This window comes from Priestia sp. 3CA3 (genome assembly GCF_056836725.1).
Window position 1 is genome coordinate 37192 of the sequence record NZ_JBXENJ010000010.1, and the last position, 26764, is coordinate 63955.

Genomic DNA, 26764 nt, shown 5'->3' on the forward strand with positions numbered 1-26764 from the left:
TTTCTATTCATGTAGCTTATTCATCACTTTTGGAATGACGTGAGACAGTAAAAACCTACCTAAAAGAATCAGCAGGTAAATCATAATGAATTGAAAAACAATGAACACATGATGCGTATGTGCCCAAGCAAGCATATGAGTCGTAGAATAAGCCAATACAACAATTAATAGTAAAAAACACAGTACGTATAAAATACGCTTACCCCAAGAGGTAGCTTTTATTTTCTTTTTAATAAGCCTGCGATGTTGAATTCCCTGTAAGCATATGTAGAGGGTCAATACAAATATAAGCATATCTCGCCTTACGAAAAAAAGAATAAGTCCGATTCCTACAATCATCCACGTTAGCTTGTCATGATGCTTGTCTAGAAAGAAAAACATAAAATCCCCCTTCGAAATTAACGTGCTCTTAGTTTAACACATAAAGGAAATTATGGTAAAAACCTAAATTTGTTAAATATTTCAGTGCAGAATAGACACCTATTCAATAAAAAAAGAACCTTATTATCCAATAAGGTCCTCTTTACCTATTATGAAATAGCTTGTCTGCTTTCTACGTCTCGACCTAACTTTCTTTTGATACGCTGCAGCGCGTTGTCAATTGACTTAACGTGCGTGTTTAATTCTTTCGAAATTTCAGCGTATGAATGGCCGTCCATATACAGCGTCAATGCTTTTCTTTCCAATTCACTAAGTGTTTCCGCAATTTTTAACTCGCGGTCTTCCACTTTTTCTTGATGAATCAGCACCGCTTCCGGATTAGCAATTTGATCTCCAGGAATCATATCCATCAGCGTATAGTTTGATTCTTCATCATACAGAGGCTTGTCCAATGAAATGTACGAATTTAACGGACCGTGCTTTTGACGAGTAGCCGTTTTGATCGCCGTAATAATTTGTCTTGTGATACATAACTCCGCAAACCCTTTAAAAGATGTTAGCTTGTCTTCGTTAAAGTCGCGAATTGCTTTGTACAGTCCAATCATTCCTTCTTGGACGATGTCTTCTTTTTCAGCACCAATCAAAAAGTATTTTCTTGCTTTTCCCCTTACAAGATTTTGATACTTGTTGATTAAATACTCTAATGATTTTTCGTCTCCGCTGTGAACCATTTCAACCAAAACATGATCTTCTAACATAGCATAATTTTGAACTTTTTCAATTACGATGCCTACGCTCACTCATATCCCCCCGTTACACTTAGTTGAGTTTTGATGTGTTCTAAACTGATGCATGATCTACTTGTTACGACGCTACTGCAATACGGTCCAGAAACGTAAAAAGCGTACAGAGTAAACTGTCGCTTTCCTCTCTCACTTTATGCTCCCCTGCATCTTTCTATAATCTATTATAAAGAAGTATAACCGATAAAAATCAAAAAGGTTGTCGAAATATGAAAGTGTTTGCAAAAAAAATCAATTTTTATAGAAAATTCACACAAATCACTTTATTATTTCATATAGTGACAGCAAACTGTAAAAAAAGCAATAAAAAAATACTTCCAATATGAAATAAACTTACTCAAGCAGAGTAAGTCGAAGTTGCAGATGATACTGCGCATATAGGATTAGTTGCCTTCCGGCTTATCAGCATTTTTTGTTCCCTTACTTTTATAAGGCTTTGCATTTTTCTTCTTTTTTGCACTCGCCTGCCAGCGGTTCCATCCTTTTTTGCCGGTGCCTCGCCCCGTGCCGCCTTTACCTTTTGCTTTACTCATACGTATTCCTCCGTTACCTGCGTGTTTGCTACAATAAAAAAAGACCCCGTCCAAAGTCGGAGTCTTTTTTGGATTGCATAAAATTATGCTTTTACAACGTTAGCAGCTTGTGCACCGCGTTGACCTTGCTCGATGTCGAAAGTCACTTTTTGACCTTCGTCTAAAGATTTGAATCCGTCGCCTTGAATTGCGCTGAAATGTACGAATACATCTTCTCCGCCTTCAATTTCGATGAAACCGAAACCTTTTTCTGCATTAAACCATTTTACTGTACCTTCAGTCATACTATTTCCTCCAGTGGTGGAATTACTCCACACATATATTACTACCCTTGCTCAATCGTACTATTTCCAGATAAAAATTTCTATTGAAGAATATTTCTCTTCTTTCAATTTCATACCGAACAAAAATAATTAAACTTAGTGTAACATATCAATTTAGAAATAGCAAGTCTCTGTTCTAAGACAGGCTCTATCCTAATTATGTATCGGTTAAAACCCTCTGTGTAAGCTTTGAGGCTACCGACATTTCTGGATTGTGATGCGCCATAAAGTTTTTTCATTCGGCAATATGTATCATTTGCACAAAAATAAATATTTCATATCCTGCTTTCTAAGAAACTACGACGCTTATAAATGGACATGCACATTTTTTATCAATTTATTTTCCACTCTCTCTTCTCCCACGCAATAAAATAACCATTAATTACAAAAAAAGATAATAATAGTATATAATGATACGTGATTTATAGCTAAGGAGGAACAACATGATTCGTGAACGATCACTTTTGATAAAAGGACTCATCTTTTTACTAGCTGTTTTTATTTTAAACATCCCTTTCCCTAACTCAGCGCCGCTTATTAATTCTGTCTTTTCTTTTTTAGGCCTTCCCATTTATGGAAATGAAGAAACAATGACAGGAATTCAATATGCCAGCAATGCGTGGGGAATTATACTTTTACTTGGTCTTTTTGCACTTTACAAAAGTTTAAATCGTCACCGTTTAAAATTAACGATTTTAGCTGCGTTTATTGTCATATCGGGTCCTGGTCATATAGTTGAAGCGATGCAAAAGACCGTATTACCAGGTATGTATGCCATTTCTTACGATGTGGAAAACAGCATTTGTACATTTAAGAAAAATAAAAAAGAAACCGTATTAACGGGTACCTGTGACCTTTCATTTGAAAATCACAGCTCAAACCCCGTTACGTTTGAAGTAGCACTGGATGAACGCTTCTATTTTAAAGAAGATACCCCTTTTTTACTTATGATGAATAACCCTAGGCTTCATACTGTTACGTTGGAACCAAAGGCGTATCAAACTGTCGAAATCACTTCATCTGTCAAAACAGCCGACTTTCCTTCTAAAATCTTTATGGATGAAGTAAACGGCTTTCACGTAAACATTTATCAAAACGGGAAAAAACGTTATTTATAAGCATTGAAAAAAGCCCTTATAGGGCTTTTTAAATGAGTGAATTACCAGCCAAGGCCTCCGCCGTAGCAGCTGCAGCCGATGATTACTAATAAAATAAATAATACGACTAATAAAGCAAAACCAGATCCATATCCACATCCAGCGTTTCCAGACATACGAACACTTCCTTTTCTTTAGTTACTCTTTCCTCAAGAAAAACGCCGCTTGCATTTCGCTTGAGTTGGATTATCTTATGCCTGAACACGCCGATTTGACTCTGGTTTTTTCTTTTTTCTTTTTCCTTCTTGCCATGCACCTCATTAGTAAAAAAAGAAAATGCTTTTCAGCCCCTCTTACAAAATCATTTATTTCACTAGCTTACGTCTTTCAGAAGACCGTACTTCCGTGCGCTTTCCGATACCTAGTACATAGTAGCTCAGCACGACAATAGCTAAAAAGATAAGCCCGACAATCAGCGATATGCGCGTTTCATCATTAAACCACATGCCTACAAGCACCATAAGTAAAAACGCGATGGTTACGTAGTTCGTCACAGGAGCAAAAGGCATTTTAAATGGATGCTGATCCATCGCCGCTCCTTTTGCTTTTCGAAAACGAATTTGACTAATAAGAATGACAAACCATGGAATCATACCTGGAAGCACGCTCGCGCTGTACACGTACACAAAAACATTTGGCGGAGCAATATAATTTAAGACAACGCCCGCAGCTAACCCAATCATTACCGCAACGGTACTATAAATAGGTACACCGTTTCGAGAAACCTTTGTAAAAAACGCTGGAGCCTGTCCGTTTACGCCTAACGTATAAAGCATGCGTCCTGCGCTGAAAATTCCGCTGTTACATCCAGACATTGCCGCTGTAATGACCACAAAGTTAATGATTCCCGCAGCTGCCGTAATCCCTACTTTCGCAAATGTAGAAACAAACGGACTGCCGAGTGAGTCCAGATCGTTCCACGGATATACCGTTACAATGATAAAGATGGCACCGATATAAAAGATTAATATACGCCAAATCAAGCTTTGAATCGCGCTTGTTAACGTTTTTTTAGGATCTTTGGCTTCTCCTGCTGTAATTCCAATAAGCTCTACTCCTTGATAGGCAGCAATCACAAGCGACAGCGCAAAGAAAAAGCCGGACCATCCGCCTGTAAAGAAACCGCCGTTTGCCCACAAATTCGATAGTCCAAGCGCTTCTCCCCCGTTTCCAAGACCGAAGAAAACAAGGCCAAGACCGGCAATAATCATGAGAACAATCGTCACGATTTTAATCATTGCAAACCAAAATTCAAACTCTCCAAAAGATTTTACTGAGATTAAATTTGCCGCACCGAGAATGATCATGGCGATAATTCCCGGAACCCACGCCGGCAAATGCGGGAACCAGTACTGCATATAAGCTCCGACGGCAATAATTTCTGCCATGCCGACAATCACCCACTGAAACCAGTTGCTCCAAGCCGTAATGTAGCCAGCTAACGGGTGAATATATTTATGACCAAATGTCGCAAATGAACCCGTACTTGGCTCTAAATAAAGCATTTCACCCATTGCACGCATAATAAAGAAAATAAAAACGCCGCAAATAGCATACGCAAGCAGGACGGATGGCCCCGTCCATTTAATGGTGCTTGCTGAACCCATAAATAACCCTACCCCGATCGTTCCTCCAAGAGCAATCATTTGAATATGACGAGATTCAAGCCCTCTTTTTAACTCTTTGTTTGCCAATTTACTTCCCCCTAGCCCCTCGTGATGATTTTCTCTTCTATTTAAGAGATTCTTTTATTCCCCTGTCCTGATAGGGAATGATCATCTTTTTTCTTTTTCATAAAGAAGTACGAACATACCACAAATACAGCAATCAGCAGCGTGAGATAAAACTGAGTGCGAAGCGAATCAATAAATGCCATCGCAATAAAGATGCTTGTGATCCCCGCAATTGTTCCATACGTTAAATAAGGAAACAGCCACATTCTGATTTTTAAAGCTTCTGGCTTTTCTTTTTCGTATTTCTTTCTCATGCGAAGCTGTGAAAAAGCAATAACAAGGTACACAAGAAGCGCTACGCCTCCCGATGCATTTACTAAAAATAAAAAGATTTTATCAGGTGAAAGATAGTTAAACCCAACGCTGATGTAAGAAATCACGGTACATCCTACAATGGCATTAAACGGAATGCCTTTTTTATTCACTTTCAAAAACATACGCGGCGCGTCTCCTTTTTGCGCCATTGAGTACAGCATACGAGAACTCGTATATAGACCTGAATTTAAGCAAGAAAGAACGGCAGTCAGTACGATAAAGTTCATGATTTGAGCAGCTGCCGGAACGTTTACCAGCTCTAATATCGAAACAAACGGACTTTTCATCAAGCTTGAAGAATCCCAAGGAAGGATCGTTACTAAGATTAAAATAGACCCAAGATAAAAAATTAAAATACGATAAATAACGGTATTTGTTGCGATGGTGATCGCTCGCTCAGGCTGAGCCGATTCTCCAGCCGCTGTTGCGACAATTTCTGTTCCCATAAAGGAAAACATGACAATCGCCACTCCTAAAAAGACGGAGCTGATTCCATTTGGAAGAAATCCGCCTCTATGAAGAAGGTTCGACGCTCCCGGAGACTCTACTCCCGGTATTAAACCGAGGATGATCGCTCCTCCTAAAAGTAAAAACAGCACTAAACTAACTACTTTAATAAGCGAAAACCAGTATTCAAATTCACCAAATGATTTAACAGAGTATAAGTTCGTTAACGTTAATAAAAATGTCAGGAGCAGACTCACACCCCAAGACGGTAGAGATGGAAACCAGTATTGAATAATCGTTGAACCAGCAATCGCTTCAACAGCAATAACAATTACCCAGAAAAACCAGTACAGCCAGCCGATTGTGTAGCCAGCCCACGGTCCAAGCGCTTCTCTGGCATAGGTCGCGAACGAACCGCTTGAAGGATTAGCCGTAGACATTTCCCCCAGCATTCGCATAACTAAGATCACCAGCAAACCGGCAAACGCGTACGAAAAGATGGAACCAGGACCTGCTGCGTTAATAAGCGATCCGCTTCCAATGAACAAACCGGCACCAATGATTCCTCCTAAAGAAATCATGGTTATGTGTCGAATTTTTAATTCTTTTTTTAACTCAGGCGGTTGATGACTCATATTAAAATCCTCCTCATAGAAACCGTCATTTAAAGAATTACACGTTCTTCGCATCGCGCGTTAAATATGTAAGCCCTTACAATATCGTGGACAAATAACTGCCGTTTTCCTACCCTCCTTCTATCTGTGCATGCAAATGAAACTTTCACTTAACGCAAAAGTCAGCTTCATTCGACAAAATTACTTTTCGAATTATATGATAATTTATTTTGAACAACTTTGTCTATTGTTTTTTGATCGAAAAAGTATTTTACCTTACTATCGATAAACTCTTTCTTTTATCGTAATTCTTCACTTCAAAATATCTTTTCATCTACTTACTCATATCCCTTTCTTTTCTTTTTGTTCAAAATCACTATAAAAAACATCGTTTTATTGGCTTTTTAAACAAAAGTGTTTATTTTAAAAATTTTTGAACATTTTTGTTAAAAAACTATGTACAAAACGAGAATAAGGTGATTATAATACAGGTATAGGGTGTTGGAATATTAATTATGTTGTAAATTTTCTAAAAAAGGGGTAATGAAAATGAACACAATGAATATTAACGAAATCAAACAATACAAACACGAGCCTTTCACGGACTTTACGGTTGCTGAAAACAAAGATGCGTTTGAATCTGCATTAGAACTTGTACAATCAGAGCTTGGAAAGGACTATCCTCTTGTAATTGGCGGAGAATTCATTACAACAGAAGATCAAATTCAGTCCATTAACCCAGCAAATAAAGCAGAAGTTATCGGACGCGTGTCAAAAGCAGATCAAGACCTGGCTGAAAAAGCAATGCAAGCAGCACTTTCTACATTTAATACATGGAAAAAAGAAGCGCCGGAAGCTCGCGCTGACATTCTTTTCCGCGCAGCGGACATCATTCGCCGCCGCAAACATGAATTTTCAGCTTACCTTGTAAAAGAAGCAGGAAAGCCGTGGAACGAAGCAGATGCTGATACAGCAGAAGCAATTGACTTCCTTGAATATTACGCTCGCCAAATGGTGCAGCTAAAAGACGGCGCGCCTGTTGAGAGCCGCGAAGGTGAAGAAAATAAATTTAACTACATTCCGCTTGGTGTCGGCGTTATTATTTCACCGTTTAACTTCCCGCTAGCGATCATGGCTGGAACAGCAGCAGCAGCAATCGTAGCAGGAAATACGGTTCTATTAAAACCTGCTAACAACACACCGGTTATCGCAGCAAAATTTGTAGAAGTAATGAAAGAAGCTGGCCTTCCAGACGGCGTACTGAACTACGTGCCGGGAAGCGGAAGCGAAATTGGCGACTATTTAGTAGATCATCCAAAAACACGATTCGTTTCATTTACAGGTTCTCGTGAAGTAGGCTGCCGCATCTATGAACGCGCAGCAAAAGTACAGCCTGGTCAAATCTGGCTAAAACGCGTTATTGCTGAAATGGGCGGAAAAGACACGGTTGTTGTAGATAAAGATGCTGATTTAGATTTAGCTGCTTCTTCTATTGTGTATTCAGCGTTTGGCTTCTCTGGACAAAAGTGTTCAGCGGGCTCTCGTGCAGTTGTTCATCAAGACGTATACGATATCGTTCTTGAAAAAGCAGTTGCGCTGACAAAAACATTAACAATGGGCAGCCCTGAAGATGTAAACACGTATATGGGACCTGTTATTGATCAAGCTTCTTTCAACAAAATTACAAAGTACATTGAAATCGGTAAAGAAGAAGGCCGTTTAATGACGGGCGGAGAAGCAGATGATTCAAAAGGCTACTTCATCCAGCCTACGATTATTGCAGATGTAGATGAAAAAGCACGTTTAATGCAAGAAGAAATCTTCGGCCCAGTCGTAGCATTCTGCAAAGCGCGCGACTTCGATCATATGATGGAAATTGCGAACAACACTGACTACGGTTTAACAGGTGCCCTTCTTTCAAATACGTCTGAACACATTGAGCGTGCGAAAGAAGAGTTCCACGTTGGAAACCTTTATTTCAACCGCGGTTGTACAGGTGCCATCGTTGGGTACCAGCCGTTTGGCGGATTTAATATGTCAGGAACAGATTCAAAAGCTGGCGGTCCTGATTACTTGATTCTGCACCTGCAAGCAAAAACAACAAGCACAACGCTTTAATACTCAGTAGAGCAGCCCTAGGCTGCTCTATCTTAAAACAACAAGGGATTTTTTCTATAGGGGGAGATATTTATGTTAGCAGAGGTATCTAAAAATGTGTTTCTTCACGCTTCCCAAAATAAAGCGCTAAACAAAGCGGCGAAAAAATGGGGTCTTCGCTTTGGTGCAGCTCAAGTGGTAGCTGGCGACACAATTGAACATGCGATCAAAAAAGTACGGGAATTGAATGAAAAAGGGCTTGTTTGTACGCTTGATCATTTAGGGGAATTTGTTTCAAGCAGAGAAGAAGCTATCGAAGCAACTCAATATAACATCAGAACACTAGAAGCTATGGGCCAAGCCGGTGTAACGTGCAACTTATCTGTCAAAATGACGCAGCTTGGTTTGGATATTGACCGCAGCTTTTGCGTTGAGAACATGCGCCGCATTCTTGAAACGGCGAAAAAATACGATAACTTTGTTCGAATCGACATGGAAGACTATGCTCACTGTCAAATGACGCTAGATATTTTACGAGAGCTTCGCGAGACGTTTGATAATGTTGGAACGGTTATTCAAGCTTACCTATTCCGCGCTGAACAAGATGTAAAAGAGCTAAAAGGCATTCCTCTTCGATTGGTAAAAGGCGCATATCAAGAATCACCAACCGTGGCGTTTCAAGACAAAGCCCAAATTGATGAGAACTATATGCGAATTATCGAAGAGCATTTGCTCAGTGGAACATACACGGCTATTGCATCTCACGACCACAATATTATTGCAAAAGTAAAAGAGTTCGCTCACAAAAATAACATCCCGCGCACGCAGTTTGAATTTCAAATGCTGTACGGATTCCGAACAGATATGCAGCTTAGCCTTGCAAAAGAAGGCTATACAATGCGCGTATACGTTCCCTTTGGCAACGACTGGTTTGGCTACTTTATGCGCCGCTTAGCGGAAAGACCGCAAAACGTCGCATTTGCTTTAAAAGGATTCTTTTCTAAATAAGCAGTTCGTTTAGTAAGGTTCGTAATGAAAACGCTATCATTTCTTTGTGCCCTTTGCAGATGCTTCTGCAAAGGGGTTTTTTATACGATTTCTCTTCCCTTTTCGTATGTATTACGATAAAATACAAATACGAACAAACGTTCTTTTTATTACAAACAAAAAGGAGAGTACATATGAATCCTCTATCAAAATTAGCACTGCCTCTCAAGCTAGAACCTTACCGAAAAGAAATCGAAAAAACATGTAAACCTTATATCCACATCCATACGGTCAGGAATAGTCCCAAATTATATGACAGCAAGTTCGGCGGCAACCCTTACCTGCCTCTAGAAGCAAATCATCCTCTCGACTCCGAGGGCAAGCCTATGTTAATGATGGCACAAATCAATTTTTCTGACGTGCCTCCCTATGAAAATATGCCTTCTCAAGGCATGCTTCAATTTTTCATTTGCGGAGCTGATAACAAAAACACCGGTGATGTGTATGGTCTGGATTTTGACCAACCCACGTCTCAAAAAGACTTTCGCGTCGTTTTTTATGAAGACATAACAACTGACGAAAACAAGTTAATAACCGACTTTACGTATCTAGAAGACGTTGACCGAGATATGTTCCCTATTCCTCAAGAAGTAGGCCTACAGTTTGAAATAAAAAGCGAACCCGTGTCTCCTACTGACTATCGATATAACGATATGGAATCAGACTTATTTGATGATGAAGAAATGGAAGAGATCTACTGGGATGAGCTTACGGGCGAGTATCATAAAATGGGCGGATACGCTTTTTTCACTCAAAGCGATCCTCGAGACTACGATGAAGCGCTGCGCGCATATAACGTTCTGCTTCTTCAATTCGCCATGGACGACGAAGCGGATATTATGTTTGGTGATGCGGGAGTGGCCAATTTCTTCATTAAAGAAGAAGACCTTCGCAACCGTAACTTTAAAGATGTTTTGTACAACTGGGACTGCTGTTAAAAAACACCCTCTTAGAAAAGTATCTAGGAGGGCGTTTTTTTACATTATTATTATTTACTACTCAGTCTGTTTTTCCATCCCTTGCAGCATTCAGCGTTTCTTTAAACTGCTGTAGCGCTTTTACATCTGCAAATGCGCTTGTAGGAATAACGTATCCTCTCATTGCACTAACAAGAATAAAGATATGTTCATCGGTTTCTCTAATTTGAGTGATGCTTGACCAAGGAGTCTTCACTTCTCCTTTTAAGCTTTTCTCTACCAAGCCATCTTCCGTAACCATCATAGTATGCTCACCTGTCAGACTGCTGTTATCTCCTTCATTTATTACCTTTATAATGTTCTTTTTAATACTTCTGTAAAAATACTTCGGATAAAATAAAAACCAAAGAACCGCAAGCAGCGCAAATGCTACGAACATGCCAAGTAAAAACTCTCCTTCAACCCACGAAACAAGCAAAGGAATAAGAAGAAAAATAAGCGACATCCATCGCTGAACTTTCAGCACTTTTTGTACTCTTTCCGAATGTTGAGCATGATGCATATTAAAAGCCACATAATCATCTTTTGTTAACGTATAGTGATATTCCATATTAATCTCCAATTCTTCTAAATAACAACAAAATAAAATATACCTCATTTGGTGTTATATGTATATAAAATAATAAGCTTTTCTTATGAAACACATCAACTTTTTATCATTTATTTACAGTGATACATCACGTAAACTTAACTAGTACTCTACTAGTTAAGGGGGAATGTTTATGACTTTTACACTAACGCATATTGATCATATTCAGCTAGCTGCACCACCGCATTCAGAAAGCAAAGCACGACACTTTTTTGGAACCGTTCTTGGCTTAACAGAAATTGAAAAGCCGGAAAGTCTTAAAAAACGCGGCGGCGTGTGGTTTGAATTTGGTTCTTATCAGCTGCATATTGGTGTTGAACCTACCTTTTCACCTGCCAAAAAAGCGCATCCAGGCTTTTATGTTAAAAACCTCCCTGCGTTCAAAGATCATCTGAGTAGCTTTGGTACTTCTTTTATAGAAGACAAAAACATTCCCGGTACTGAAAGAATTTACGTGGATGATCCATTTGGGAACCGTATGGAGTTCTTAGAAAGAAAAAACCTTCCTTTTCCCAGCTGAAATTCGGACAAAAAGACTGTGACAAACGTATTTTAGTTGAAGGAAGATCCGAACAATTATTCGTTCGGATTTTTTTATTGGTGTGATGAACGTAGGTTTCATGCATGTAGATACTTCTAGCGGTTGTCTGGAGGGCAAGACGAAGACTCCTGCGGGGAAAGCGGAACAGGTGAGCCCCCGCAGGAGCATAAGCGACGAGGAGGCTCACCGGCCGTCCGCGGAAAGCGAAGTCTTGCACGGAAATCAACCGCGGTGTCAAAAGCGCTCCATACTAGCTCCTTTACCTCATTTGTTCGTCTTTAGATTAAATGCCTCAATCTCGTTGTTTTCGCCCTTCTTTTTGCTTTTCTTTCCACAGCATGTACAGCAACAGCCCCAGCAAACAAAATGCCACGCCAAACATTGCTAAAGGAAATAACAGTGTATTAATAAAATGATGATAAACCCATGAATCGTTCATCTAACCAGCTCCAATACGCACCGTTTTTTATAGTATGTCCTACTATAACCTTTTTTATATTGTGTTAAATATCATGGTTTCTATCATATTTCTTTTTCTTTTTAATAGAGTAAATAGTAGATACATAACATTCTCCTCTTAGAGTTCTTATTCGCTGATTTCAAAATTTTATTAGAGGAGGTTTACTCTATGAAAAAAAAGTTCACTGAAAAGCCTAAAAAGCTTTTTTGGATTCTTTCTTATAAATCATTAATTATCGCTATACTATTTGTTCTGTTAACATCTGCCGCTATTTTTACCGTCACGTATTCAACTCTTCAGCATACGCTGCGCTCGAACGTTGTCTATCAAGCGCTATCAAATTATAAAGCTCAAAGCTTGTTCTACTTCATGCATACGGAAAACCATCATTTCTCTCATGCCTTTGAAGAAGACTTCTCCCCGCCTCCTCTTTCTTCTGTCGCCCTGCAGCTTGCAACGAATATTCGCGTGGCGGATACAAGAAGTCTATTTGGATCAGAACTGCCCGGCTTTTCTATTTTTGATTCTCATATTCTGTTAGCCGGTGAAGGAACGGATTATACCACGATTCCTCATGAATCGGCTCCTCCTCTCGAAAGCATTTCTGGAGAGCGTGATTTGGATCCTGCTGAAAGCAAAACGTACGAAGAAAGCAAAAAACAGTCTCAAACACAGGCTAAGCAAAGCACGGGAGACAGAAAAGTTGTGTACATCTACCACACGCACAGCTGGGAATCTTATTTCCCTTTACTTGGTATGCCAGGTGAAGCGAACGAAAATAAAGCAGTTGATAACAAAACCAACATCACGCTCGTTGGTCAAATGTTAGGAATGGAATTAAAAGCAGACGGAATCGGTTCGGAAGTAGATACAACTAATATGACACAAAAGCTGAATGAAAAAGGCTGGGGTACAGGACGAGCCTATGCGATGTCTCGCAGCGTGGTGGAAACGGCTCTTCAGCAAAACAAAGACGTCGATTATTTAATTGATATTCATCGAGATTCACTGCGCCAAGAAAAAACAACGGCTGCTATCAACGGCAAATCATACGCTAAAATGATGATTGTATTAGGTGAAGCGAACCCGAAATTTGATGAAAACGTGAAAATGGCCAAAGCGATTCATGAAAAGTTAGAGGAAAAATATCCAGGCCTTAGCCGCGGAGTATTAAGCAAAAAGAAAACAAGCGGCAATAACGGGTTATATAATCAGGACTTATCCGACCGCTCCATTTTAATTGAAGTAGGCGGGGTCGATAACAATATGGAAGAACTCACAAATACCGTCAAAGCTTTTTCTGATGTGTTCAGCGAGTATTATTGGCAAGCTGAAAAAGTGAATGCGCAGTAAACAAAAACTAGCTACCCCAGGTAGCTAGTTTTTGTTTTTATGAGAGTCACGCTTCTCCTTTTCTTCACACGCAAAGCAGACAAGCTTCCCTTCAACAACCACACCGTTCAAAAATCCTTCTAAACAGTACACGTTCTTTTGACATATCGTGCAGATTCCAACGTACTCTTTCACGACTTTCTCACTCCTTACATACAATTAAAAACCATAAAAAAAAGCTCTATTAAAGAGCTTCTTTCCGTACATAGGATTTTCCTTCATTTCAACAAACGGCTCATTTCCTCAGGAGAAAGCGGCTTATCAAATAGATAGCCTTGACCGATATGACAGCCTTGTTCCGTCACAAACTGCAGCTGTTCTTCGTTTTCGATTCCTTCTGCGGTTAGGGCAAAATTAAGTTTTTTCCCCATTTGAATAATCGTTTCCACCAGCACTTTTCCAACTTCATCTAAGTCGTCAATAAATGATTTATCAATTTTTAACGTATTGATTGGCAAGTGTTTAAGATAGCTGAGAGAAGAGTAGCACGTTCCGAAATCATCCATCGCCACTTTTATCCCTAGACTCCGCAGGCGGTTTAGCACTTTTTTCGATTCTTGACTGTTTTGAATAACGCTTTCGGTGATTTCAAGTTCTAGAAAGTGCGGCTCAAGGCCCGTTTTCTTCAAAATTTGTTCCATGTCCGTTACAAATCGTGAGGACTTCAGCTGAATAGGTGACACGTTCACCCCTATTTTACTCGCTTTTAAATTTATCTCCGTCCATGCTTTCATTTGCTGACATGCTTCTTCTAATACCCATTTGCCAACCGGTACAATCAAACCAACTTCTTCTAAAATGGGCAAAAATTCATTTGGATAGACAGTACCAAATTTTGCGCTATTCCAGCGGATAAGCGCTTCTGCCCCTATGACATCAGACGTTTTCAAATCGATTAACGGCTGATAAACGAGCTGAAACTCATTTCTTTCTAACGCATACTTTAACTCATTCTCCATGCTGATCGTTTTAATGATTTTTTCATTTGATGAAGAAGAACTCATTTCATATGTGTTTCGCCCATTTCGTTTTGCTACATACATCGCAATATCTGCTTGCTTAATTAACCTGTCAATTAGTTCATCTGCGTCTTTTGGAATAATATGCTGGTGACATTCCTTTGAAAATAGGCTGATGCCAACGCTTGTAGAGGTTAGCACTTTATCTCCGTCTATATAAAAAGGAAGCGACATTTCTTTTACAATCTGCTCGGTCATTTCTTCAATTTCCTCAACAGTTTTTAGTGTATGAAGCACTAAAATAAACTCATCGCCCCCGTGCCGCGAGATAAAATCAGAGGACGGAATACATTTTTTTAATCTTTCTGCTACGCGCCTCAGCAGCACATCGCCGTGATGATGGCCAAGCGTATCATTTATTGATTTGAAGCGGTCTAAATCTAAAAATAAAATAGCCAGCAGTTCTGGAGATTCTTCATCTAAAAACAGTTTTTTTAGCTGTTTGTTTAACCAGTAGCGGTTAGGTAAATTAGTTAACGGATCATAATAAGCCATTTGCTTAATTTTTTCTTCATATGCTTTTCGCTTTGTAATATCATTGCGAATTGATACGTACTGATACGGTTTTCCTCGTTCATCTAAAAATGGAACAATGGTTGTATCCACCCAGTAATACGAACCGTCTTTTGCCTTGTTTTTTATTTCTCCGTGCCAGACCTTACCTGAGATGATTGTACTCCATAACTCTTTAAAAAACCGTTTTGAGTGATGTTTCGAATTAATAATACGATGATCTTGACCGAGAAGCTCATGTCTTTCATACTTAGAAATTTCACAGAATTTATCGTTCACGTGATTGATGAATCCGCGACTATCTGTAATCGCTACAATCGATGATTCATTTAACGCAAGTTCAATATCATTTAGTTTTTTCAGCGCTTCTTTAAATTTATATTCAAAATGCCTGTTTTCCATATCCTATACACCTTTATCAAAATTTTAACGATAAAACAAAACCCATGACGAAATGATAGAGAGGAATCGTGAATAATGAATACAATTTAATTAGCAATGGACAGCGAATTAGTTTGTCCGATTGCCTTACATTCGTAAAATAGTAAGCGTACAATTGCCGCTTTTCCTCTTTACACCTTTACAAACTTCTTACACGCAGTTTGTAAAAGGATTGATAGATAGTTTCGTTTATCCATATCTGTTATCACAACTTTTCTATGGTAACATTAAAATGATTTTTATAGAAATGAAAGTGTACTTTCTTCACGTAATTGACATACCTTTTGATGGTAAACAGAAAAAAGCCTCTGCTTTAGACAGAGGCTTTTTTCACTTTCTTCTCATGAGCTCGTACGCGTCAGCCACGGAAGAATAAGATATTGAAAGGTTTTGTTGTACACAACAATCCGGTTAAGATAATACGGATCGTTGTCTTTTGTAATAACATGAGGGGCTAAAATAGCTGCTTGGTGAAAACCAGCATCTTTCACAATCTTAGCTACGTCATCATTTGTATTGCCGTATGGATAGGCAAAGTAAACGGGGTCTATTCCTAAATGGTTCTTAATCGTTTCTTTGCTTTTTCGTAAATCACGAGCAAACGCGCTGTATTTAGCAGGCGTCAGAAATAAAGGCTTGTCTTCTTCTAAACGGTGCATATCATATGTATGCGAACCGATTGTCGCAAGGCCGCTGTCTTTCATTTCTTTTAGCTGACTCCATGAAGCCATATTTAAATTTTGAAAGTCCTCTGCTCCCACTTGTCCTGCGATTACATATAGCGTAAACGGAATGTTTTCCTTTTTCAAAATTGGAAAAGCGTTTTGATACACGGTACGGTCAATATCGTCAAATGAAATCCATACGCAGCGTTTTGGAAACGTGCCTTTTTGCTGATACGTTTCAATATCTTTTGGCGTAACAAACGTAGCGTCAAGTTCCTTCAGCTTTTTTAACTGTTGTTCAAAATCATTGCTGTAGACGCTGTACTCTGTCAGTTCGTCAGACTTTGTAACTGAGCTGACAACTCGATTAAACCAATTATGCTTACGCACGCGATGATAATTTAAGCCTAAGCATCCGTTCGTCTCAAGCGCTGGCTCCACGGTCATTGTTGCTTTCGCCTTGTCTTCCCAGTTCACTACTTTAAAGAAAATAAAGCCAACTACCGCTGCCGCAATTAAAAGAAAGAATACATATTTCTTCATGCGTGCTTCCTCTCCTCAGTATGTTTCAACGGATTAACATCAAACTCGATGTACTGTGCACGCTGAAGCTCTTGAATTTGATCCTTGGATAAGAGCTCAAGACGCTCTAAATCTTTAATACTCGTATACGCCGGCTCTTTTCGTCGGTTCAAGCTTCCAAATCTCTTTTTGTTGTAGAATCTCCATAAAAACAGAGCTACAAAAAAGAAGAAAAAAATGATAAGTCCAATTACTAAAAACGTTCGAATCTCGCCGTTCGTCGTTTTGAACGCAATTTTTAATACCCCGCTGTAACGGTCATTTACGCCAATAACAGCTGAAAGGAAAAACCAAAGAACAACGGCACAATACACCCAAAAAACAGATGAAACAATGATGCTTATTACTAAGCGAGCAAGAGGCTGTTTGGCTTGAATCAAGATTTGCTCTTCGTTAAGCCGCGGTCTGGACTGCTCCATGTAGCATAGCCTCCTTTCACTCTAGATCTAATAGCACGAGGAAATGCGCCCACTACCACAATCGTATTCACAATCCAGTAAAGCGCTGGGTACCATGCAGCCCATACGTAATACCGCTTCACGTTGTCGTATTTCGAATCAATTTTCAGCGCAATAAACAGCTGAATTAAGCTCATAAATACAAGGGAAAATGACGTAAACGTAAACCAAAACAGTATGTCTTGAGGACTGCTCGCGGTAACAAGCAGCATGATCGTCACAAACAGCCATGCGAATGACCAAAGAGTACTGATCCACTGCTCTAGGTATACAATCCAAATTCTGCGCTGCTTCCATTTTAATAACACTTTCCAGTGGCGAAGCATTACCTCTTGCCCACCTTGAGCCCAACGTACTCGCTGCTTCCAAATTCCTTTTAAGGTTTCGGGCACAAGCATCCAGCACAATGCCCGCGGTTCATAGCGGATATCCCAAAAGCGCTGCTGCAGCTTCCAGCTTACGGCGATATCTTCCGTAATCATGTCACGATCCCACAGCCCGACGTCCACAAGTGCTTTCTTTCGAAAAGCCACTACTACGCCTGAGACCGTCATTACTTTTCCTAAAATTCGCTGTGTTCGTTTAATAGAACCGATAATAGAAGAATACTCAACTAGCTGAATGCGACTCAGCAGCGTATTACGGTTTCGAATGCGCGGATTTCCGGTAACGGCTCCCAGCCGTTCCCCTTTATGAAGAAAATGATGGATTAGATAATACGGAGCGTCTTGATCTAAAATAGCGTCTGAATCTAAGCAGATTAAAAACTCAGCTTTAGATGCGTGCGCACCTAAATGCAACGCGTTGGCTTTTCCTTTATTTTCATAAAGCTGAATCACACGAACTTCAGGGTGATTCCTGCTGATTTCCTTTAAAATATCAGCTGTTCCATCGGTGCTTCCATCGTTAATAAGAATGATTTCTTTAGACGGATAATCTAACGCCAAAAGGTGCTTAAGCGTTTCTTCAATCGTTTCTTCTTCATTATAGCAAGGCACTAAAAAGCTCACTAACGGCCAATCAACTGTTGAAAAATCAACTTTAGGATCTCGGTCGCGATAGCGTATGTAAATAAGCGTGCCCGCAATCCAAAATAAAGACATAATAAATGGATACCAGAAAACAAAGCTCGCGAGCTTTTCAAATCCAGGTATTAATACGTGTTGCATATTCATTTTTCTGACTCCTTCATACCAATTAAAATTGCACAGAGTGACAATTTTATCATTAAATTGGTTAAATAGAACATAGTAATTTTAACCATCTAAAAAAAGAGTCTTTTAAACTACGTTTATTCCTATATTATACAACCCCTTTATGTAAGTAAGAAGCACCAATAAAGGATGGGCAAGTTACCTACTTAAAGAAGTGACATATAGTATCACTGTAGATTTCTTTCACCATAAAAAACGTGAGGGTTGCAGCTAGTATATGAAAGAAATTCTTTCCCTAAGGAGGAATAACAAATATGAACGAACAAATTCAAAAGCTGCTCAATAACTTAATTCAACTTGAACACGTCTCTTCGACTTTGTACCTAGCTATGTCTAATTATATGAATCGATTAAACTATAAAGGAATGGGCAGCTGGCTACGCCTGCAGTCTGAAGAAGAACGCACTCATATGCTAAAACTTATTGACTACTTAGTTGACCGCGGCGGAACGGTTGAATTAAGTTCTTTACCTGCTCAGCCAAGTGAGTTTGGAACACCGTTAGAAACGTTTTAAAAAGTATTGGAGCATGAAAAGTTCGTCACAAATTCTTATCGTCAAGCGTTTCAATTTATCAGCCAAGCGAACGATCCTCAAACTTTAGTCATCGTGCAGGACTTTTTGAGAGAACAAGTCGATGAAGAAGCTCAGGCTCAGACAATTGTAGACCGCTTAAAAATTGCTCAAAATAACCCTGCAGCTATTTTTATACTCGATCAAGAACTAGGACAGCGAAAAGCTGCGCCGGCAGCGGGCGGAGCAGCTGCGCAAGGTTAAACGCGCAGAAGATTGCCGAACAATGTACAAAAACAATACCACGCCTCCCGTTTCCTTGTTTCGAGTTGGGATTCATCACGGCTATTATGGCTACCCGCCCAATGTGTATGACGCCATTCAAAGACTTATGAATCAATATATGCATCAGCTTCACTATCATCGTCCTCAGTACGTTCACGTGTACTACGTGCACCCTTCTCTTATTCACTACTACCTTCACTGAGTGGAGGAAAACAGGAATTTTGTTTCATGAAGAAATTCACCGCTTTTCCACCTAATTCAGGAATTCCAATCAAAAATATGGATATTTATGCTAATATAAAATTTGTTAATCATATAAAGAAATAATATTAGCGGGGTGTCATATGGATAATCAATACGTTGTAGGATGGGGAACGCTGGCTCTAATTAATGCCGGATTAGCGCAAGGTAAAAATCGAACCGGTCTGAACTGGTTCTTATTATCTCTTGCTTTAGGACCGCTTGCTACCTTCATCTTACTGCTGGTTGAAAAACGATAAAATTAGCTCAAAGCTCATTACATTGAGCTTTTTTCTTTATCCTTTAACTATGACTTGAGCCCAAAAGGTGTAAAAAAAGCATTGCGTGAAATTTTTTTCTTGGCTTAATATGCATAAATCTATTCATTATTCAGACTGAATTCCGCTGTATTTTTTTGTTTAAAAACCTCTATCTACTCTTTTTAAAAAAGATACTACCTCTTTTTAAGTTTTTTTTTCCTACAATAAAACCAAAAGAAAGAAAAACACTTCTATTTCTATGTTTTTTTTAATTAATAGATTAGCTGTTTTCTTCAGATTATTATTCTTTACACGAGACACATGTACATCTACTGAACCCGGTTAAACTTCCTGTATTTCGCAATCTGTACGATGAATAAATACTCATTTGCTTCATTTGACAAAGAAATAAATGCTGTGTAATTTAAGTAACATACCCCATCTAAACTGTTTTTAGAAAGGATTAAGTAGCAAGATGCGTACAAAAAAAGAAGAGTGTATAATTGACGAAATGGGAAGAGTATCCCTTCCTTCTTTGTTTATGCAACTAACGAAACTCGAGACGAACGACAAAGTTCTTTTACGGAGCTGTGATGATTGGATTATTATTGATCATCATGATGAAAATGTCCCCGTTCCTTCTCATATCTTCATTCGAACAATTGACCATATGGGTAGAATAGTCATTCCAAGATCCCTGCGAGATGACTATGAACTTAAGCCCTTTGATTATGTAGAACTATACGTAGTAGAACAGCAAATTGTTATGAAAAAAAGAGACGAAAAAACGATAGCGCTTTCAAAAAAACCTGGGGCGCCTCCTCCTTATTATGCAACATTAACCGGACGGCAGATTCAGCTCACTTCTGAACTTTTAACGTCAGTCGAATTGGATGCAAACATGGAGGTTCAATTTTTTATTAACAAAGAAAATAACATTGTGATTCAAAAATACGAAATGAATTTCGGTGAAAAAACGACTTTAATATTTACGGCTCAATCTCGAAAAATTGATGAACGTTTTCGACTTACCATTCCTAAAAAGCTGCGAGATGATTTCTCCATCCACTCAGGTACGATGTTAAAAATCAAGACAGGTAATAAGCAGCTCATTTTAGAAAAAGTAGAGCATGAAAAAGAGATTAGCAGCGCATTATCTCAGCAAATAGACGCAGCAATTGTTGAAAAGTTACCCAAATAAGACCGACGCCAAAAACAAATGGTTCCTTACGACTTCAAAGCAAAAGCTAAGAGTTACGCATAGACTGGCCTTTTCTATACTCAACTCTTAGCTTTTAGACTTATCTTCCATAGACGTGTACAAGTTTGTTACTCCACATGATAGCACTTCTCCAAAATAAAACGCTATTTCCATATCCATCAAAATCATTGTAAATAATTTGAATATATGATTATAATAAGATACTTTGCATAGAGGAGGCTGATTTAGTTGAAGATCTCAACAGGAGCTGAATTTTACGATAATGACGAGACGTTTTTGGCCTATACAAAACGCCGGCAGCAAAAAGAAAATGCGAATGATACGATTGAAAAACCAGCTATTCTACAGCTTCTAGGTGATGTTACAGATGCAAACATTTTAGACTTAGGGTGTGGAAACGCTGGGTTTGGCGTGGAGCTTCTTGAACAGGGATGTTTCTCTTATACCGGAGTAGACGGCTCGATCAATATGATAAACGCAGCTCAGCAACAGCTTTCAAACTATCCAAATGCAGAAGTGATCCATGAACCGATGGAGCACTATACTCCGCCCCGTGACAAATACGATTTAGTTACCGCAAGACTGTCTCTTCACTATATAGAAGACTTAGCTTCCATTTTTACTAAAGTAAATCAAGCACTCAAACCTGAAGGAAGGCTTATTTTTTCCGTCGAACATCCAGTTATTACGTCTACTCTTCAGCCTTCCGCTCTCCGCACAAACTGGACCGTGGACAACTATTTCTTCATGGGATTCCGTCAGCAGCACTGGATGGGCGGATACGTTCAAAAGTATCATCGCACGCTTGAAGAGTACTTTTCTTTGATGCAGCAAAGCGGATTCACCGTTACAAATTTAAAAGAAGCATGTCCTCAAAAAGAACATTTCGACAGCGCTGAAACTTACGAGCGTCGAATGCGTATTCCTTTGTTTTTACTGATGAGCGGCGTGAAAAATAGATAAACTAAAAATGTTAAAAAAGATCTTAACTAGTCTTTCTATAGGTTGAATCCATGCGTAGTCGTTTTCAATTATTTGACCAAAAAAGCACCAGACCCTTTGTTAAGGAAACAAAGGGTCTGGTGCTTTTCTAAAGAAAGATTTACTTAGCGTTTGTGCTGATATAATGTTTGATTACTTCATAAACATAGTCTTGGCAAGCGGCTGCTGTATTTGGATTATATTTTCCATTATTTACTTTGTTGTTAGATAACACTCTGATACCCAAGAATGGAACGTCGTAGCTTCCTGCAATTTGTGCTGCCGCTGCGCCTTCCATTTCTTCTACAGACGTCCCGTACTTAGTATGGAACCACTTAATTCGATCCACTTCGTTATTCCACGTGTCTGCTGATCCTATCGTTCCTTCAACCACTTTACCTTTTTTATATGTATCTTTTACTGCATTTGCAGCCGCAAGTAACTTCTTATCTCCTTCATAATAACGAGCTTTTTCAGCATCAGGATCTTCTCCAGCGCTTCCTTCAGAAGCCATTAAATCCATCGGCTTCCACGCAGTAGGATCCATTCCTTCGCCTTCTTTTTTATCTTCTGTTTTTAAAGAGCCTATATTCGTTGTTCGCTTTCCTAATACAATATCAAACACGTTCAGGTTTTCATCATGCCCGCCCGATGTTCCTTGGTTGATAATTGCTTTAGGATGGTATTTTTCTATAGCTATCGCTGTAGCAGCTGCCGTGTTTTCCATTCCTTTTCCTGTTTTAACCACGATGACTGGATAATTATCGACAGTTCCTTTGTAAAAAACAAAATTCCCTGACTTTTCTTCTTTTACATTTTCTAATTTTTTAGCGAATTTCTGCGCTTCTATCGGCATCGGCCCTTGAACAATAATAGGCTTCTGTTTATCTCCTGCTTCTTTTTTTGAAGCTGAATTACACCCGGCAAGTATAGATAGCAGTAAAACCATACCAATAGTAAATAAAGCACCTGTTTTTAACATCTTGTTTTTCATAGATCGTTACTTTCACTCCATTTCGTTTTGCTGTTTCATACACTCGATGATTGGACAAAAGAAAAAAACCTAGAGCATGTTTCATGGTCTACGTTTTTTAGAGTCAAAGTATAAGAAATTAAGTACGGAATACAGCTTCTGTCTGGGTAAACCGAACATTTTTATACTTTAACTCGTAGTCCAGTTCTTTGAATGGGAACCAGGTAGAGACACTTAGACCATATTTCCAAGCATATACGAGCAATATTTTTCACTTTCTAAATGTATCAAATACAAAATGGTTGTTCAATATAAAAAAACGAATATTTTAATATTATTTATTTAAATTGTTCGTATTTAACCAATTCTTACTAAATGTATGACAAATCCCTATTTCAAAACAAAAAAAACGAACCACTAATCAAAGATTTTGATCAATGGTTCGTTTTTCACTTCGTCTAAAATACTTTTGTCCCAGACTCTTTTTCTACTTACTATTTACCGTTCTACCTTCATTTAACGTTTATTGGCAGCGGTGCATGAGACGCTACAAGCTGCTGTTCACGCATTTCTTCCCAGAAGGCTGCCGGAATTACCGTGTTTAATGCCGCTTTGTCTTCTGCAATACGCTCTGGACGACTGGCGCCAGGAATAACGGCAGCAACCGCTGGATTAGCCAGTGAGAACTGTACAGCAGCAGCCTTAATGCTGATCTGATGACGATCTGCAATGGCTTTGATTTTTTCTACTTTTTCCATAATGTCTGAAGACGCTTTTTGATATTCAAAGTGTGTACCTCCAGCAAGAACGCCTGAGCTGTATGGTCCGCCGACAACGATGTCCATATTATGCTTTACAGCTTCGGGCATCACTCGCTGCAGCGCACGTTCATGATCTAACAGCGTGTATCGGCCAGCGAGCAGCGATACATCAGGCTTTGCTTCTTCTAGCTCCAGCATAATTTCGATTGGTTCCACTCGGTTTACTCCAAGTCCCCATCCTTTTATAACTCCTTCTTCGCGCAAACGTGTAAGCACACGAAATGCGCCCGTTCGAGCAGATTCAAATTGTCCTACCCACTCATCTCCATAAAAATCTTGCGCAACATCATGAATATACACAAAGTCTAAGCGATCTGTTTTTAAACGGTTTAAGCTTTGCTCAATTGAACGAAGAGTTGCATCAGCGCTATAGTCATTAATAATTTTATTTTTACGGCCGAATTCAAAAAGCCCGCCTTTTTCTCCCATATCACGTGAAGATGTATCTTCCAATTCATCTGAAATGACGCGACCTACCTTTGTACTTAGCACATACTCATCGCGGTTTCTTTTTGATAGTGCCTCACCAAGGCGCATTTCTGCTAAGCCAGCTCCGTAAAGAGGGGCTGCGTCAAAGTAGCGGATGCCGCTTTCCCAAGCAGCATCAACCGTTGCGATGGCCTCTTCTTCTGGAATATTGCGATACATATTGCCTAGTGGTGCTGTTCCAAAACCTAGTTTTCCTTGCAGTATCTCTCTCATATGAATAAAACCTCCTGAAATTTTTATACCTCTATTTTAGAATTTGATTCGTATAATCAATTTATTAAATGTCTTATTATTCCCTGACAAAATTTATTATGAAGCATGGAAACACGAAAAAAAAGTACGCACTTTAAAGTAATATGGGAACTAAAAAGTAACCTACTAAGATGCAAATGAGCTTTTTAGACTCTTTTTTCTTTATACCCTTTCTACTTCTTACTCATGCAAACAAACATTTTGCATACAATAAGCAGAAAGCTATTTTATAAATGAGGTGAGACTCTTGAGAGATGAATACTTCAAAAAAATTGAAGATAAGCTCGATAAGCTCGATGAAATGGACGATTCCACAATGAAAGAAGAACAAAAAGATGAGTATTTTCAAAGTTTGCTAGATGATATGGATGATTTGTTAAAAGACATGCGCCAGAGAGAAAAAGACTCCGACCATCTTGTCAGTGAACATATGAAAACGGTTAATGACATATTTGATAACGCAATCAAAAACTTAAAAAAAGACCGAAATTAGCGTTACCATGCTTCTCCTTCTTTTCAATATACTGATTTTTCTGTTTTTTTAATATAAAAACATAGAATTTCATATGTAAAAATGGTATTTTCAGTATACGCAAACTGTAGGAGTGAAAAGAGGAATGAAAAACGGTCACTTTAAAGAACGAGTAAAAACGAAGGAAGAGCTTCGACGTATAGTCGGCGCGCCTAACAAATTGGCGCATCAAAAAATAATTCCTTATTTAGATCGACACTGCCGGGAATTTATTAAACATTCCCCTTTTGTCATCATCGCTACAGCTGATCATAAAGGAATTTGCGACAGCTCTCCACGAGGTGATCATGCTGGTTTTGTACAAGTCGTCGATGAGAAAAGGCTGTTGATTCCAGAGAGGCGCGGCAATCAAAAAGTAGATTCATTGGAAAATATTTTATCTAATCCTCAAATAGGGCTGCTTTTTTTAATTCCAGGCATAGAAGAAACGCTGCGTATTAACGGCAAAGCTTGCATTGTAAAAGAAAAAGCGCTGCTTGAAACAATGGCGGTTCAAAATAAAACTCCGCTGCTCGCTATCGGCGTCGAAGTACAAGAGTGCTTTCTCCACTGCAGCAAAGCGTTCAAGCGATCAAAACTGTGGAACCCAGAATCTTGGGAAAGAGTCGAAACGCTTCCTTCTGCAGCTAAAATAGTCGCAGAACACGCAGGCTTTTCCACTCTAGAAAGCCGCAACAATCCCGAAGGAAGCAAAACTTAGCACCTCTATGAAAAAAAGCCGCTATAATGCGGCTTTTATCATTTTACCATCAAAAAAAATATACCTCCAGCAATGATCAGAACGGGTAACAAAGCAAGAAGCACGCCTTTTTTCGAAGCTCCTATGTATTCATGATCACCATAGGCGCGGCCTGCTCTAAAATCTACTTTCACCTGAGATTCTTCTTTTTTATGTTCTTTTTTCATCCTCTTTGCCTCCTAGCGGCATTTGAGCGTCGATTTGCTTGATATGATGCTCCAAATGAGCGATATAATCTTTAGCCAACCACTGGAGCGAAACGAACTTTCCATCTCCTAGTTCGAATTGATACATATGCTTTTCTGTTGGTATATGCAAAAGAACGGAAGCAATTTGCTTATTTAAACTGCGCCACAGGGCAACTACTTCTGCCATCGGCGTATCTTGATAGTGCTGCAGCTCTACCCATTCATCTTGTTTATAAGGCGTCAGTACACAAGGATTTTTTTCATGCTGCACGTTGATAAAGCGCTGTAAATTGTGAATGGCTGAGTCACATAAGTGCCCCACAATTTCTTTTGGTGACCATTTCTTAGGAGCAGGACGGTTTGACGCCTCTGCTTCAGAGAGTACTTCAAGCTTTTTAGGAAGCTTTATCACCCATTCATTTAACTGAACAATCGTCGTTTCCATGTTCATTTCTCCTTTAAGCACGTTTTTTCAAAAACCTTCCCCATATAATATTCATCGACTGATTTTCCGTCTACAACGAGTGAACATACTTTTTTCCCTTCTATTTCAAAACCCATCTTTTTATACAGCGAAATGGCCGGTTCATTGTGGGTCATCACCGTTAGCTCTACTCGTTTAATGCCGCTCTGCGCTGCCCATTTCTCCATTTCTTCAAACAACGCAGTGCCGATACCTCGGTTTCCATAAGAATGAAGCACGCCAACAGCTAAGTATGCGCTGTGTTTTTTTCGGTTAACGCTTCCTCCAATCACAGATAAATGCCCAACAAGCTGTCCGTCTTGTTCCGCCACTAAAATGGTCGAATTCGGCATCTTTAAAAAAGTGGTAATCATTTTTTTCTGCTGTTCAAGCGTAGTCGCACGCTCATTTTCCTCGTACAGCATATAGGCGGTTTCTTTATCAAGCTTTTTATTTAACGTTAAAAAAGCGGCTGCATCAGAAGATGAAATTTCTCGAATCACGTT

At 39.2% G+C, this 26764-nt stretch carries 31 protein-coding genes, 1 pseudogene and 1 riboswitch; of the genes and pseudogenes, 14 read left to right on the forward strand and 18 right to left on the reverse strand.

Annotation, left to right across the window (positions count from 1 at the left end; genetic code table 11):
- Nucleotides 1-3: 3 nt before the first annotated feature.
- The 4 genes from AC1VNJ_RS22325 to AC1VNJ_RS22340 all read right to left on the reverse strand — a co-directional run bounded on the left by AC1VNJ_RS22325 (nucleotide 4) and on the right by AC1VNJ_RS22340 (nucleotide 2001).
- On the reverse strand, nucleotides 4-381 hold the full coding sequence (locus tag AC1VNJ_RS22325; protein WP_482641309.1) for a hypothetical protein: 378 nt from the start codon (nucleotides 379-381) through the stop codon (nucleotides 4-6).
- 149 nt (nucleotides 382-530) lie between these two features.
- The gene (sigH, locus tag AC1VNJ_RS22330) at nucleotides 531-1181 is read right to left on the reverse strand and encodes an RNA polymerase sporulation sigma factor SigH (protein ID WP_013058500.1); all 651 of its coding nucleotides are present in this window, start codon (nucleotides 1179-1181) and stop codon (nucleotides 531-533) included.
- A gap of 386 nt (nucleotides 1182-1567) precedes the next feature.
- Nucleotides 1568-1723 (reverse strand): DUF3934 family protein, encoded by a 156-nt coding sequence (locus AC1VNJ_RS22335; RefSeq protein WP_162837669.1) that lies wholly within the window; start codon nucleotides 1721-1723, stop codon nucleotides 1568-1570.
- 77 nt (nucleotides 1724-1800) lie between these two features.
- Nucleotides 1801-2001, reverse strand: coding sequence for a cold-shock protein (locus AC1VNJ_RS22340; RefSeq protein WP_013058502.1), 201 nt, complete (start codon nucleotides 1999-2001; stop codon nucleotides 1801-1803).
- A 482-nt stretch (nucleotides 2002-2483) separates the two neighbouring features.
- Between AC1VNJ_RS22340 and AC1VNJ_RS22345 the strand changes: the two genes are divergently transcribed.
- Entirely contained in the window at nucleotides 2484-3158 is a 675-nt protein-coding gene (locus AC1VNJ_RS22345) for a hypothetical protein (RefSeq protein WP_482641310.1), read from the forward strand.
- 41 nt (nucleotides 3159-3199) lie between these two features.
- On the opposite strand, the gene AC1VNJ_RS22350 is transcribed toward AC1VNJ_RS22345, so the two are convergent.
- The 3 genes from AC1VNJ_RS22350 to AC1VNJ_RS22360 form a co-directional block, all read right to left on the reverse strand.
- On the reverse strand, nucleotides 3200-3313 hold the full coding sequence (locus AC1VNJ_RS22350; protein WP_080754474.1) for a YjcZ family sporulation protein: 114 nt from the start codon (nucleotides 3311-3313) through the stop codon (nucleotides 3200-3202).
- Between the two features lie 189 nt (nucleotides 3314-3502).
- Nucleotides 3503-4891 (reverse strand): amino acid permease, encoded by a 1389-nt coding sequence (locus tag AC1VNJ_RS22355; protein ID WP_482641311.1) that lies wholly within the window; start codon nucleotides 4889-4891, stop codon nucleotides 3503-3505.
- A 41-nt stretch (nucleotides 4892-4932) separates the two neighbouring features.
- Nucleotides 4933-6327 carry an amino acid permease gene (locus tag AC1VNJ_RS22360; RefSeq protein WP_482641312.1) on the reverse strand — a complete coding sequence of 465 codons (1395 nt, stop codon included), beginning with the start codon at nucleotides 6325-6327 and terminating at the stop codon, nucleotides 4933-4935.
- 528 nt (nucleotides 6328-6855) lie between these two features.
- Between AC1VNJ_RS22360 and pruA the strand changes: the two genes are divergently transcribed.
- The 3 genes from pruA (at nucleotide 6856) to AC1VNJ_RS22375 (ending at nucleotide 10388) form a co-directional block, all read left to right on the forward strand.
- A complete protein-coding gene (pruA, locus tag AC1VNJ_RS22365; protein WP_154989882.1) occupies nucleotides 6856-8424 on the forward strand; it encodes an L-glutamate gamma-semialdehyde dehydrogenase in 1569 nt (522 codons plus the stop codon).
- Nucleotides 8425-8496: 72 nt separating this feature from the next.
- Complete coding sequence (locus tag AC1VNJ_RS22370) at nucleotides 8497-9411, forward strand: proline dehydrogenase family protein (protein WP_033579975.1); 915 nt, start codon at nucleotides 8497-8499, stop codon at nucleotides 9409-9411.
- 173 nt (nucleotides 9412-9584) lie between these two features.
- Nucleotides 9585-10388 carry a YwqG family protein gene (locus AC1VNJ_RS22375; RefSeq protein WP_049165992.1) on the forward strand — a complete coding sequence of 268 codons (804 nt, stop codon included), beginning with the start codon at nucleotides 9585-9587 and terminating at the stop codon, nucleotides 10386-10388.
- Between the two features lie 61 nt (nucleotides 10389-10449).
- Here AC1VNJ_RS22375 and AC1VNJ_RS22380 read toward each other — a convergent pair whose 3' ends face one another.
- A complete protein-coding gene (locus AC1VNJ_RS22380; protein WP_482641313.1) occupies nucleotides 10450-10977 on the reverse strand; it encodes a YcxB family protein in 528 nt (175 codons plus the stop codon).
- 172 nt (nucleotides 10978-11149) lie between these two features.
- On the opposite strand from AC1VNJ_RS22380, the gene AC1VNJ_RS22385 reads away from it, so the two are divergent.
- On the forward strand, nucleotides 11150-11536 hold the full coding sequence (locus AC1VNJ_RS22385; RefSeq protein WP_482641314.1) for a VOC family protein: 387 nt from the start codon (nucleotides 11150-11152) through the stop codon (nucleotides 11534-11536).
- Between the two features lie 123 nt (nucleotides 11537-11659).
- On the forward strand, nucleotides 11660-11839 hold the full coding sequence (locus AC1VNJ_RS22390) for a hypothetical protein (RefSeq protein WP_482641315.1): 180 nt from the start codon (nucleotides 11660-11662) through the stop codon (nucleotides 11837-11839).
- 10 nt (nucleotides 11840-11849) lie between these two features.
- Here AC1VNJ_RS22390 and AC1VNJ_RS22395 read toward each other — a convergent pair whose 3' ends face one another.
- Nucleotides 11850-11996 (reverse strand): hypothetical protein, encoded by a 147-nt coding sequence (locus AC1VNJ_RS22395; RefSeq protein WP_432231755.1) that lies wholly within the window; start codon nucleotides 11994-11996, stop codon nucleotides 11850-11852.
- 189 nt (nucleotides 11997-12185) lie between these two features.
- Between AC1VNJ_RS22395 and spoIIP the strand changes: the two genes are divergently transcribed.
- Entirely contained in the window at nucleotides 12186-13370 is a 1185-nt protein-coding gene (spoIIP, locus tag AC1VNJ_RS22400) for a stage II sporulation protein P (protein WP_482641316.1), read from the forward strand.
- 257 nt (nucleotides 13371-13627) lie between these two features.
- Here the strand turns inward: spoIIP and AC1VNJ_RS22405 are convergent, their stop codons facing one another.
- From AC1VNJ_RS22405 to pgaC, 4 genes are all read right to left on the reverse strand, one after another.
- On the reverse strand, nucleotides 13628-15343 hold the full coding sequence (locus AC1VNJ_RS22405; RefSeq protein ID WP_482641317.1) for a putative bifunctional diguanylate cyclase/phosphodiesterase: 1716 nt from the start codon (nucleotides 15341-15343) through the stop codon (nucleotides 13628-13630).
- Nucleotides 15344-15723: 380 nt separating this feature from the next.
- The gene (gene icaB, locus AC1VNJ_RS22410; protein ID WP_328173292.1) at nucleotides 15724-16590 is read right to left on the reverse strand and encodes an intercellular adhesin biosynthesis polysaccharide N-deacetylase; all 867 of its coding nucleotides are present in this window, start codon (nucleotides 16588-16590) and stop codon (nucleotides 15724-15726) included.
- Complete coding sequence (gene pgaD / locus AC1VNJ_RS22415; RefSeq protein ID WP_049165997.1) at nucleotides 16587-17048, reverse strand: poly-beta-1,6-N-acetyl-D-glucosamine biosynthesis protein PgaD; 462 nt, start codon at nucleotides 17046-17048, stop codon at nucleotides 16587-16589. The genes icaB and pgaD overlap by 4 nt, the downstream gene beginning before the upstream one ends.
- Nucleotides 17006-18262 carry a poly-beta-1,6-N-acetyl-D-glucosamine synthase gene (gene pgaC, locus AC1VNJ_RS22420; protein WP_033579968.1) on the reverse strand — a complete coding sequence of 419 codons (1257 nt, stop codon included), beginning with the start codon at nucleotides 18260-18262 and terminating at the stop codon, nucleotides 17006-17008. The genes pgaD and pgaC overlap by 43 nt, the downstream gene beginning before the upstream one ends.
- A gap of 293 nt (nucleotides 18263-18555) precedes the next feature.
- Here pgaC and AC1VNJ_RS22425 point away from each other — a divergent pair.
- From AC1VNJ_RS22425 to AC1VNJ_RS22445, 5 genes and pseudogenes are all read left to right on the forward strand, one after another.
- Nucleotides 18556-19077: pseudogene (locus AC1VNJ_RS22425) on the forward strand (ferritin).
- Nucleotides 19078-19099: 22 nt separating this feature from the next.
- Complete coding sequence (locus AC1VNJ_RS22430; protein WP_028414960.1) at nucleotides 19100-19300, forward strand: hypothetical protein; 201 nt, start codon at nucleotides 19100-19102, stop codon at nucleotides 19298-19300.
- A gap of 142 nt (nucleotides 19301-19442) precedes the next feature.
- Nucleotides 19443-19598, forward strand: coding sequence for a hypothetical protein (locus AC1VNJ_RS22435; protein WP_014458731.1), 156 nt, complete (start codon nucleotides 19443-19445; stop codon nucleotides 19596-19598).
- Nucleotides 19599-20073: 475 nt separating this feature from the next.
- The gene (locus tag AC1VNJ_RS22440; RefSeq protein ID WP_108674278.1) at nucleotides 20074-20799 is read left to right on the forward strand and encodes an AbrB/MazE/SpoVT family DNA-binding domain-containing protein; all 726 of its coding nucleotides are present in this window, start codon (nucleotides 20074-20076) and stop codon (nucleotides 20797-20799) included.
- Between the two features lie 249 nt (nucleotides 20800-21048).
- Nucleotides 21049-21783 carry a class I SAM-dependent DNA methyltransferase gene (locus tag AC1VNJ_RS22445; RefSeq protein ID WP_482641318.1) on the forward strand — a complete coding sequence of 245 codons (735 nt, stop codon included), beginning with the start codon at nucleotides 21049-21051 and terminating at the stop codon, nucleotides 21781-21783.
- Between the two features lie 139 nt (nucleotides 21784-21922).
- Here the strand turns inward: AC1VNJ_RS22445 and AC1VNJ_RS22450 are convergent, their stop codons facing one another.
- Complete coding sequence (locus AC1VNJ_RS22450) at nucleotides 21923-22795, reverse strand: 5'-methylthioadenosine/S-adenosylhomocysteine nucleosidase (RefSeq protein WP_482641319.1); 873 nt, start codon at nucleotides 22793-22795, stop codon at nucleotides 21923-21925.
- Between the two features lie 156 nt (nucleotides 22796-22951).
- A riboswitch (purine riboswitch) is annotated at nucleotides 22952-23055 on the reverse strand.
- A gap of 231 nt (nucleotides 23056-23286) precedes the next feature.
- Nucleotides 23287-24297: an aldo/keto reductase gene (locus AC1VNJ_RS22455; RefSeq protein ID WP_033579960.1), complete on the reverse strand. Its 1011-nt coding sequence runs from the start codon at nucleotides 24295-24297 to the stop codon at nucleotides 23287-23289.
- Between the two features lie 277 nt (nucleotides 24298-24574).
- Here AC1VNJ_RS22455 and AC1VNJ_RS22460 point away from each other — a divergent pair, with 277 nt between their 5' ends.
- Both AC1VNJ_RS22460 and AC1VNJ_RS22465 read left to right on the forward strand, forming a co-directional pair.
- A complete protein-coding gene (locus AC1VNJ_RS22460; RefSeq protein ID WP_289578271.1) occupies nucleotides 24575-24829 on the forward strand; it encodes a hypothetical protein in 255 nt (84 codons plus the stop codon).
- A gap of 124 nt (nucleotides 24830-24953) precedes the next feature.
- Nucleotides 24954-25568, forward strand: a complete 615-nt coding sequence (locus AC1VNJ_RS22465) for a pyridoxamine 5'-phosphate oxidase family protein (protein ID WP_482641320.1) — start codon at nucleotides 24954-24956, stop codon at nucleotides 25566-25568.
- Between the two features lie 38 nt (nucleotides 25569-25606).
- Here the strand turns inward: AC1VNJ_RS22465 and AC1VNJ_RS22470 are convergent, their stop codons facing one another.
- From AC1VNJ_RS22470 to AC1VNJ_RS22480, 3 genes are read right to left on the reverse strand one after another with little or no spacing between them, the layout of a single operon-like run.
- Nucleotides 25607-25774, reverse strand: a complete 168-nt coding sequence (locus tag AC1VNJ_RS22470; RefSeq protein ID WP_430157960.1) for a hypothetical protein — start codon at nucleotides 25772-25774, stop codon at nucleotides 25607-25609.
- The gene (locus AC1VNJ_RS22475; RefSeq protein WP_482641321.1) at nucleotides 25758-26240 is read right to left on the reverse strand and encodes a DinB family protein; all 483 of its coding nucleotides are present in this window, start codon (nucleotides 26238-26240) and stop codon (nucleotides 25758-25760) included. Before AC1VNJ_RS22475 ends, AC1VNJ_RS22470 begins: the two co-directional genes overlap by 17 nt.
- Before the next feature lie 2 nt (nucleotides 26241-26242).
- A complete protein-coding gene (locus AC1VNJ_RS22480; RefSeq protein ID WP_033579957.1) occupies nucleotides 26243-26761 on the reverse strand; it encodes a GNAT family N-acetyltransferase in 519 nt (172 codons plus the stop codon).
- Nucleotides 26762-26764 lie beyond the last annotated feature (3 nt).

Coding starts and splice junctions, on each gene's coding strand:
- AC1VNJ_RS22325 (WP_482641309.1), bottom strand. CDS start 381: ATGTTTTTCTTTCTAGACAAGCATCATGACAAGCTAACGTGGATGATT.
- AC1VNJ_RS22340 (WP_013058502.1), bottom strand. CDS start 2,001: ATGACTGAAGGTACAGTAAAATGGTTTAATGCAGAAAAAGGTTTCGGT.
- AC1VNJ_RS22345 (WP_482641310.1), top strand. CDS start 2,484: ATGATTCGTGAACGATCACTTTTGATAAAAGGACTCATCTTTTTACTA.
- AC1VNJ_RS22350 (WP_080754474.1), bottom strand. CDS start 3,313: ATGTCTGGAAACGCTGGATGTGGATATGGATCTGGTTTTGCTTTATTA.
- AC1VNJ_RS22360 (WP_482641312.1), bottom strand. CDS start 6,327: ATGAGTCATCAACCGCCTGAGTTAAAAAAAGAATTAAAAATTCGACAC.
- pruA (WP_154989882.1), top strand. CDS start 6,856: ATGAACACAATGAATATTAACGAAATCAAACAATACAAACACGAGCCT.
- AC1VNJ_RS22370 (WP_033579975.1), top strand. CDS start 8,497: ATGTTAGCAGAGGTATCTAAAAATGTGTTTCTTCACGCTTCCCAAAAT.
- AC1VNJ_RS22375 (WP_049165992.1), top strand. CDS start 9,585: ATGAATCCTCTATCAAAATTAGCACTGCCTCTCAAGCTAGAACCTTAC.
- AC1VNJ_RS22380 (WP_482641313.1), bottom strand. CDS start 10,977: ATGGAATATCACTATACGTTAACAAAAGATGATTATGTGGCTTTTAAT.
- AC1VNJ_RS22385 (WP_482641314.1), top strand. CDS start 11,150: ATGACTTTTACACTAACGCATATTGATCATATTCAGCTAGCTGCACCA.
- AC1VNJ_RS22395 (WP_432231755.1), bottom strand. CDS start 11,996: ATGAACGATTCATGGGTTTATCATCATTTTATTAATACACTGTTATTT.
- spoIIP (WP_482641316.1), top strand. CDS start 12,186: ATGAAAAAAAAGTTCACTGAAAAGCCTAAAAAGCTTTTTTGGATTCTT.
- AC1VNJ_RS22405 (WP_482641317.1), bottom strand. CDS start 15,343: ATGGAAAACAGGCATTTTGAATATAAATTTAAAGAAGCGCTGAAAAAA.
- icaB (WP_328173292.1), bottom strand. CDS start 16,590: ATGAAGAAATATGTATTCTTTCTTTTAATTGCGGCAGCGGTAGTTGGC.
- pgaD (WP_049165997.1), bottom strand. CDS start 17,048: ATGGAGCAGTCCAGACCGCGGCTTAACGAAGAGCAAATCTTGATTCAA.
- pgaC (WP_033579968.1), bottom strand. CDS start 18,262: ATGAATATGCAACACGTATTAATACCTGGATTTGAAAAGCTCGCGAGC.
- AC1VNJ_RS22430 (WP_028414960.1), top strand. CDS start 19,100: ATGTACAAAAACAATACCACGCCTCCCGTTTCCTTGTTTCGAGTTGGG.
- AC1VNJ_RS22435 (WP_014458731.1), top strand. CDS start 19,443: ATGGATAATCAATACGTTGTAGGATGGGGAACGCTGGCTCTAATTAAT.
- AC1VNJ_RS22440 (WP_108674278.1), top strand. CDS start 20,074: ATGCGTACAAAAAAAGAAGAGTGTATAATTGACGAAATGGGAAGAGTA.
- AC1VNJ_RS22450 (WP_482641319.1), bottom strand. CDS start 22,795: ATGAAAAACAAGATGTTAAAAACAGGTGCTTTATTTACTATTGGTATG.
- AC1VNJ_RS22455 (WP_033579960.1), bottom strand. CDS start 24,297: ATGAGAGAGATACTGCAAGGAAAACTAGGTTTTGGAACAGCACCACTA.
- AC1VNJ_RS22465 (WP_482641320.1), top strand. CDS start 24,954: ATGAAAAACGGTCACTTTAAAGAACGAGTAAAAACGAAGGAAGAGCTT.
- AC1VNJ_RS22470 (WP_430157960.1), bottom strand. CDS start 25,774: ATGAAAAAAGAACATAAAAAAGAAGAATCTCAGGTGAAAGTAGATTTT.
- AC1VNJ_RS22475 (WP_482641321.1), bottom strand. CDS start 26,240: ATGGAAACGACGATTGTTCAGTTAAATGAATGGGTGATAAAGCTTCCT.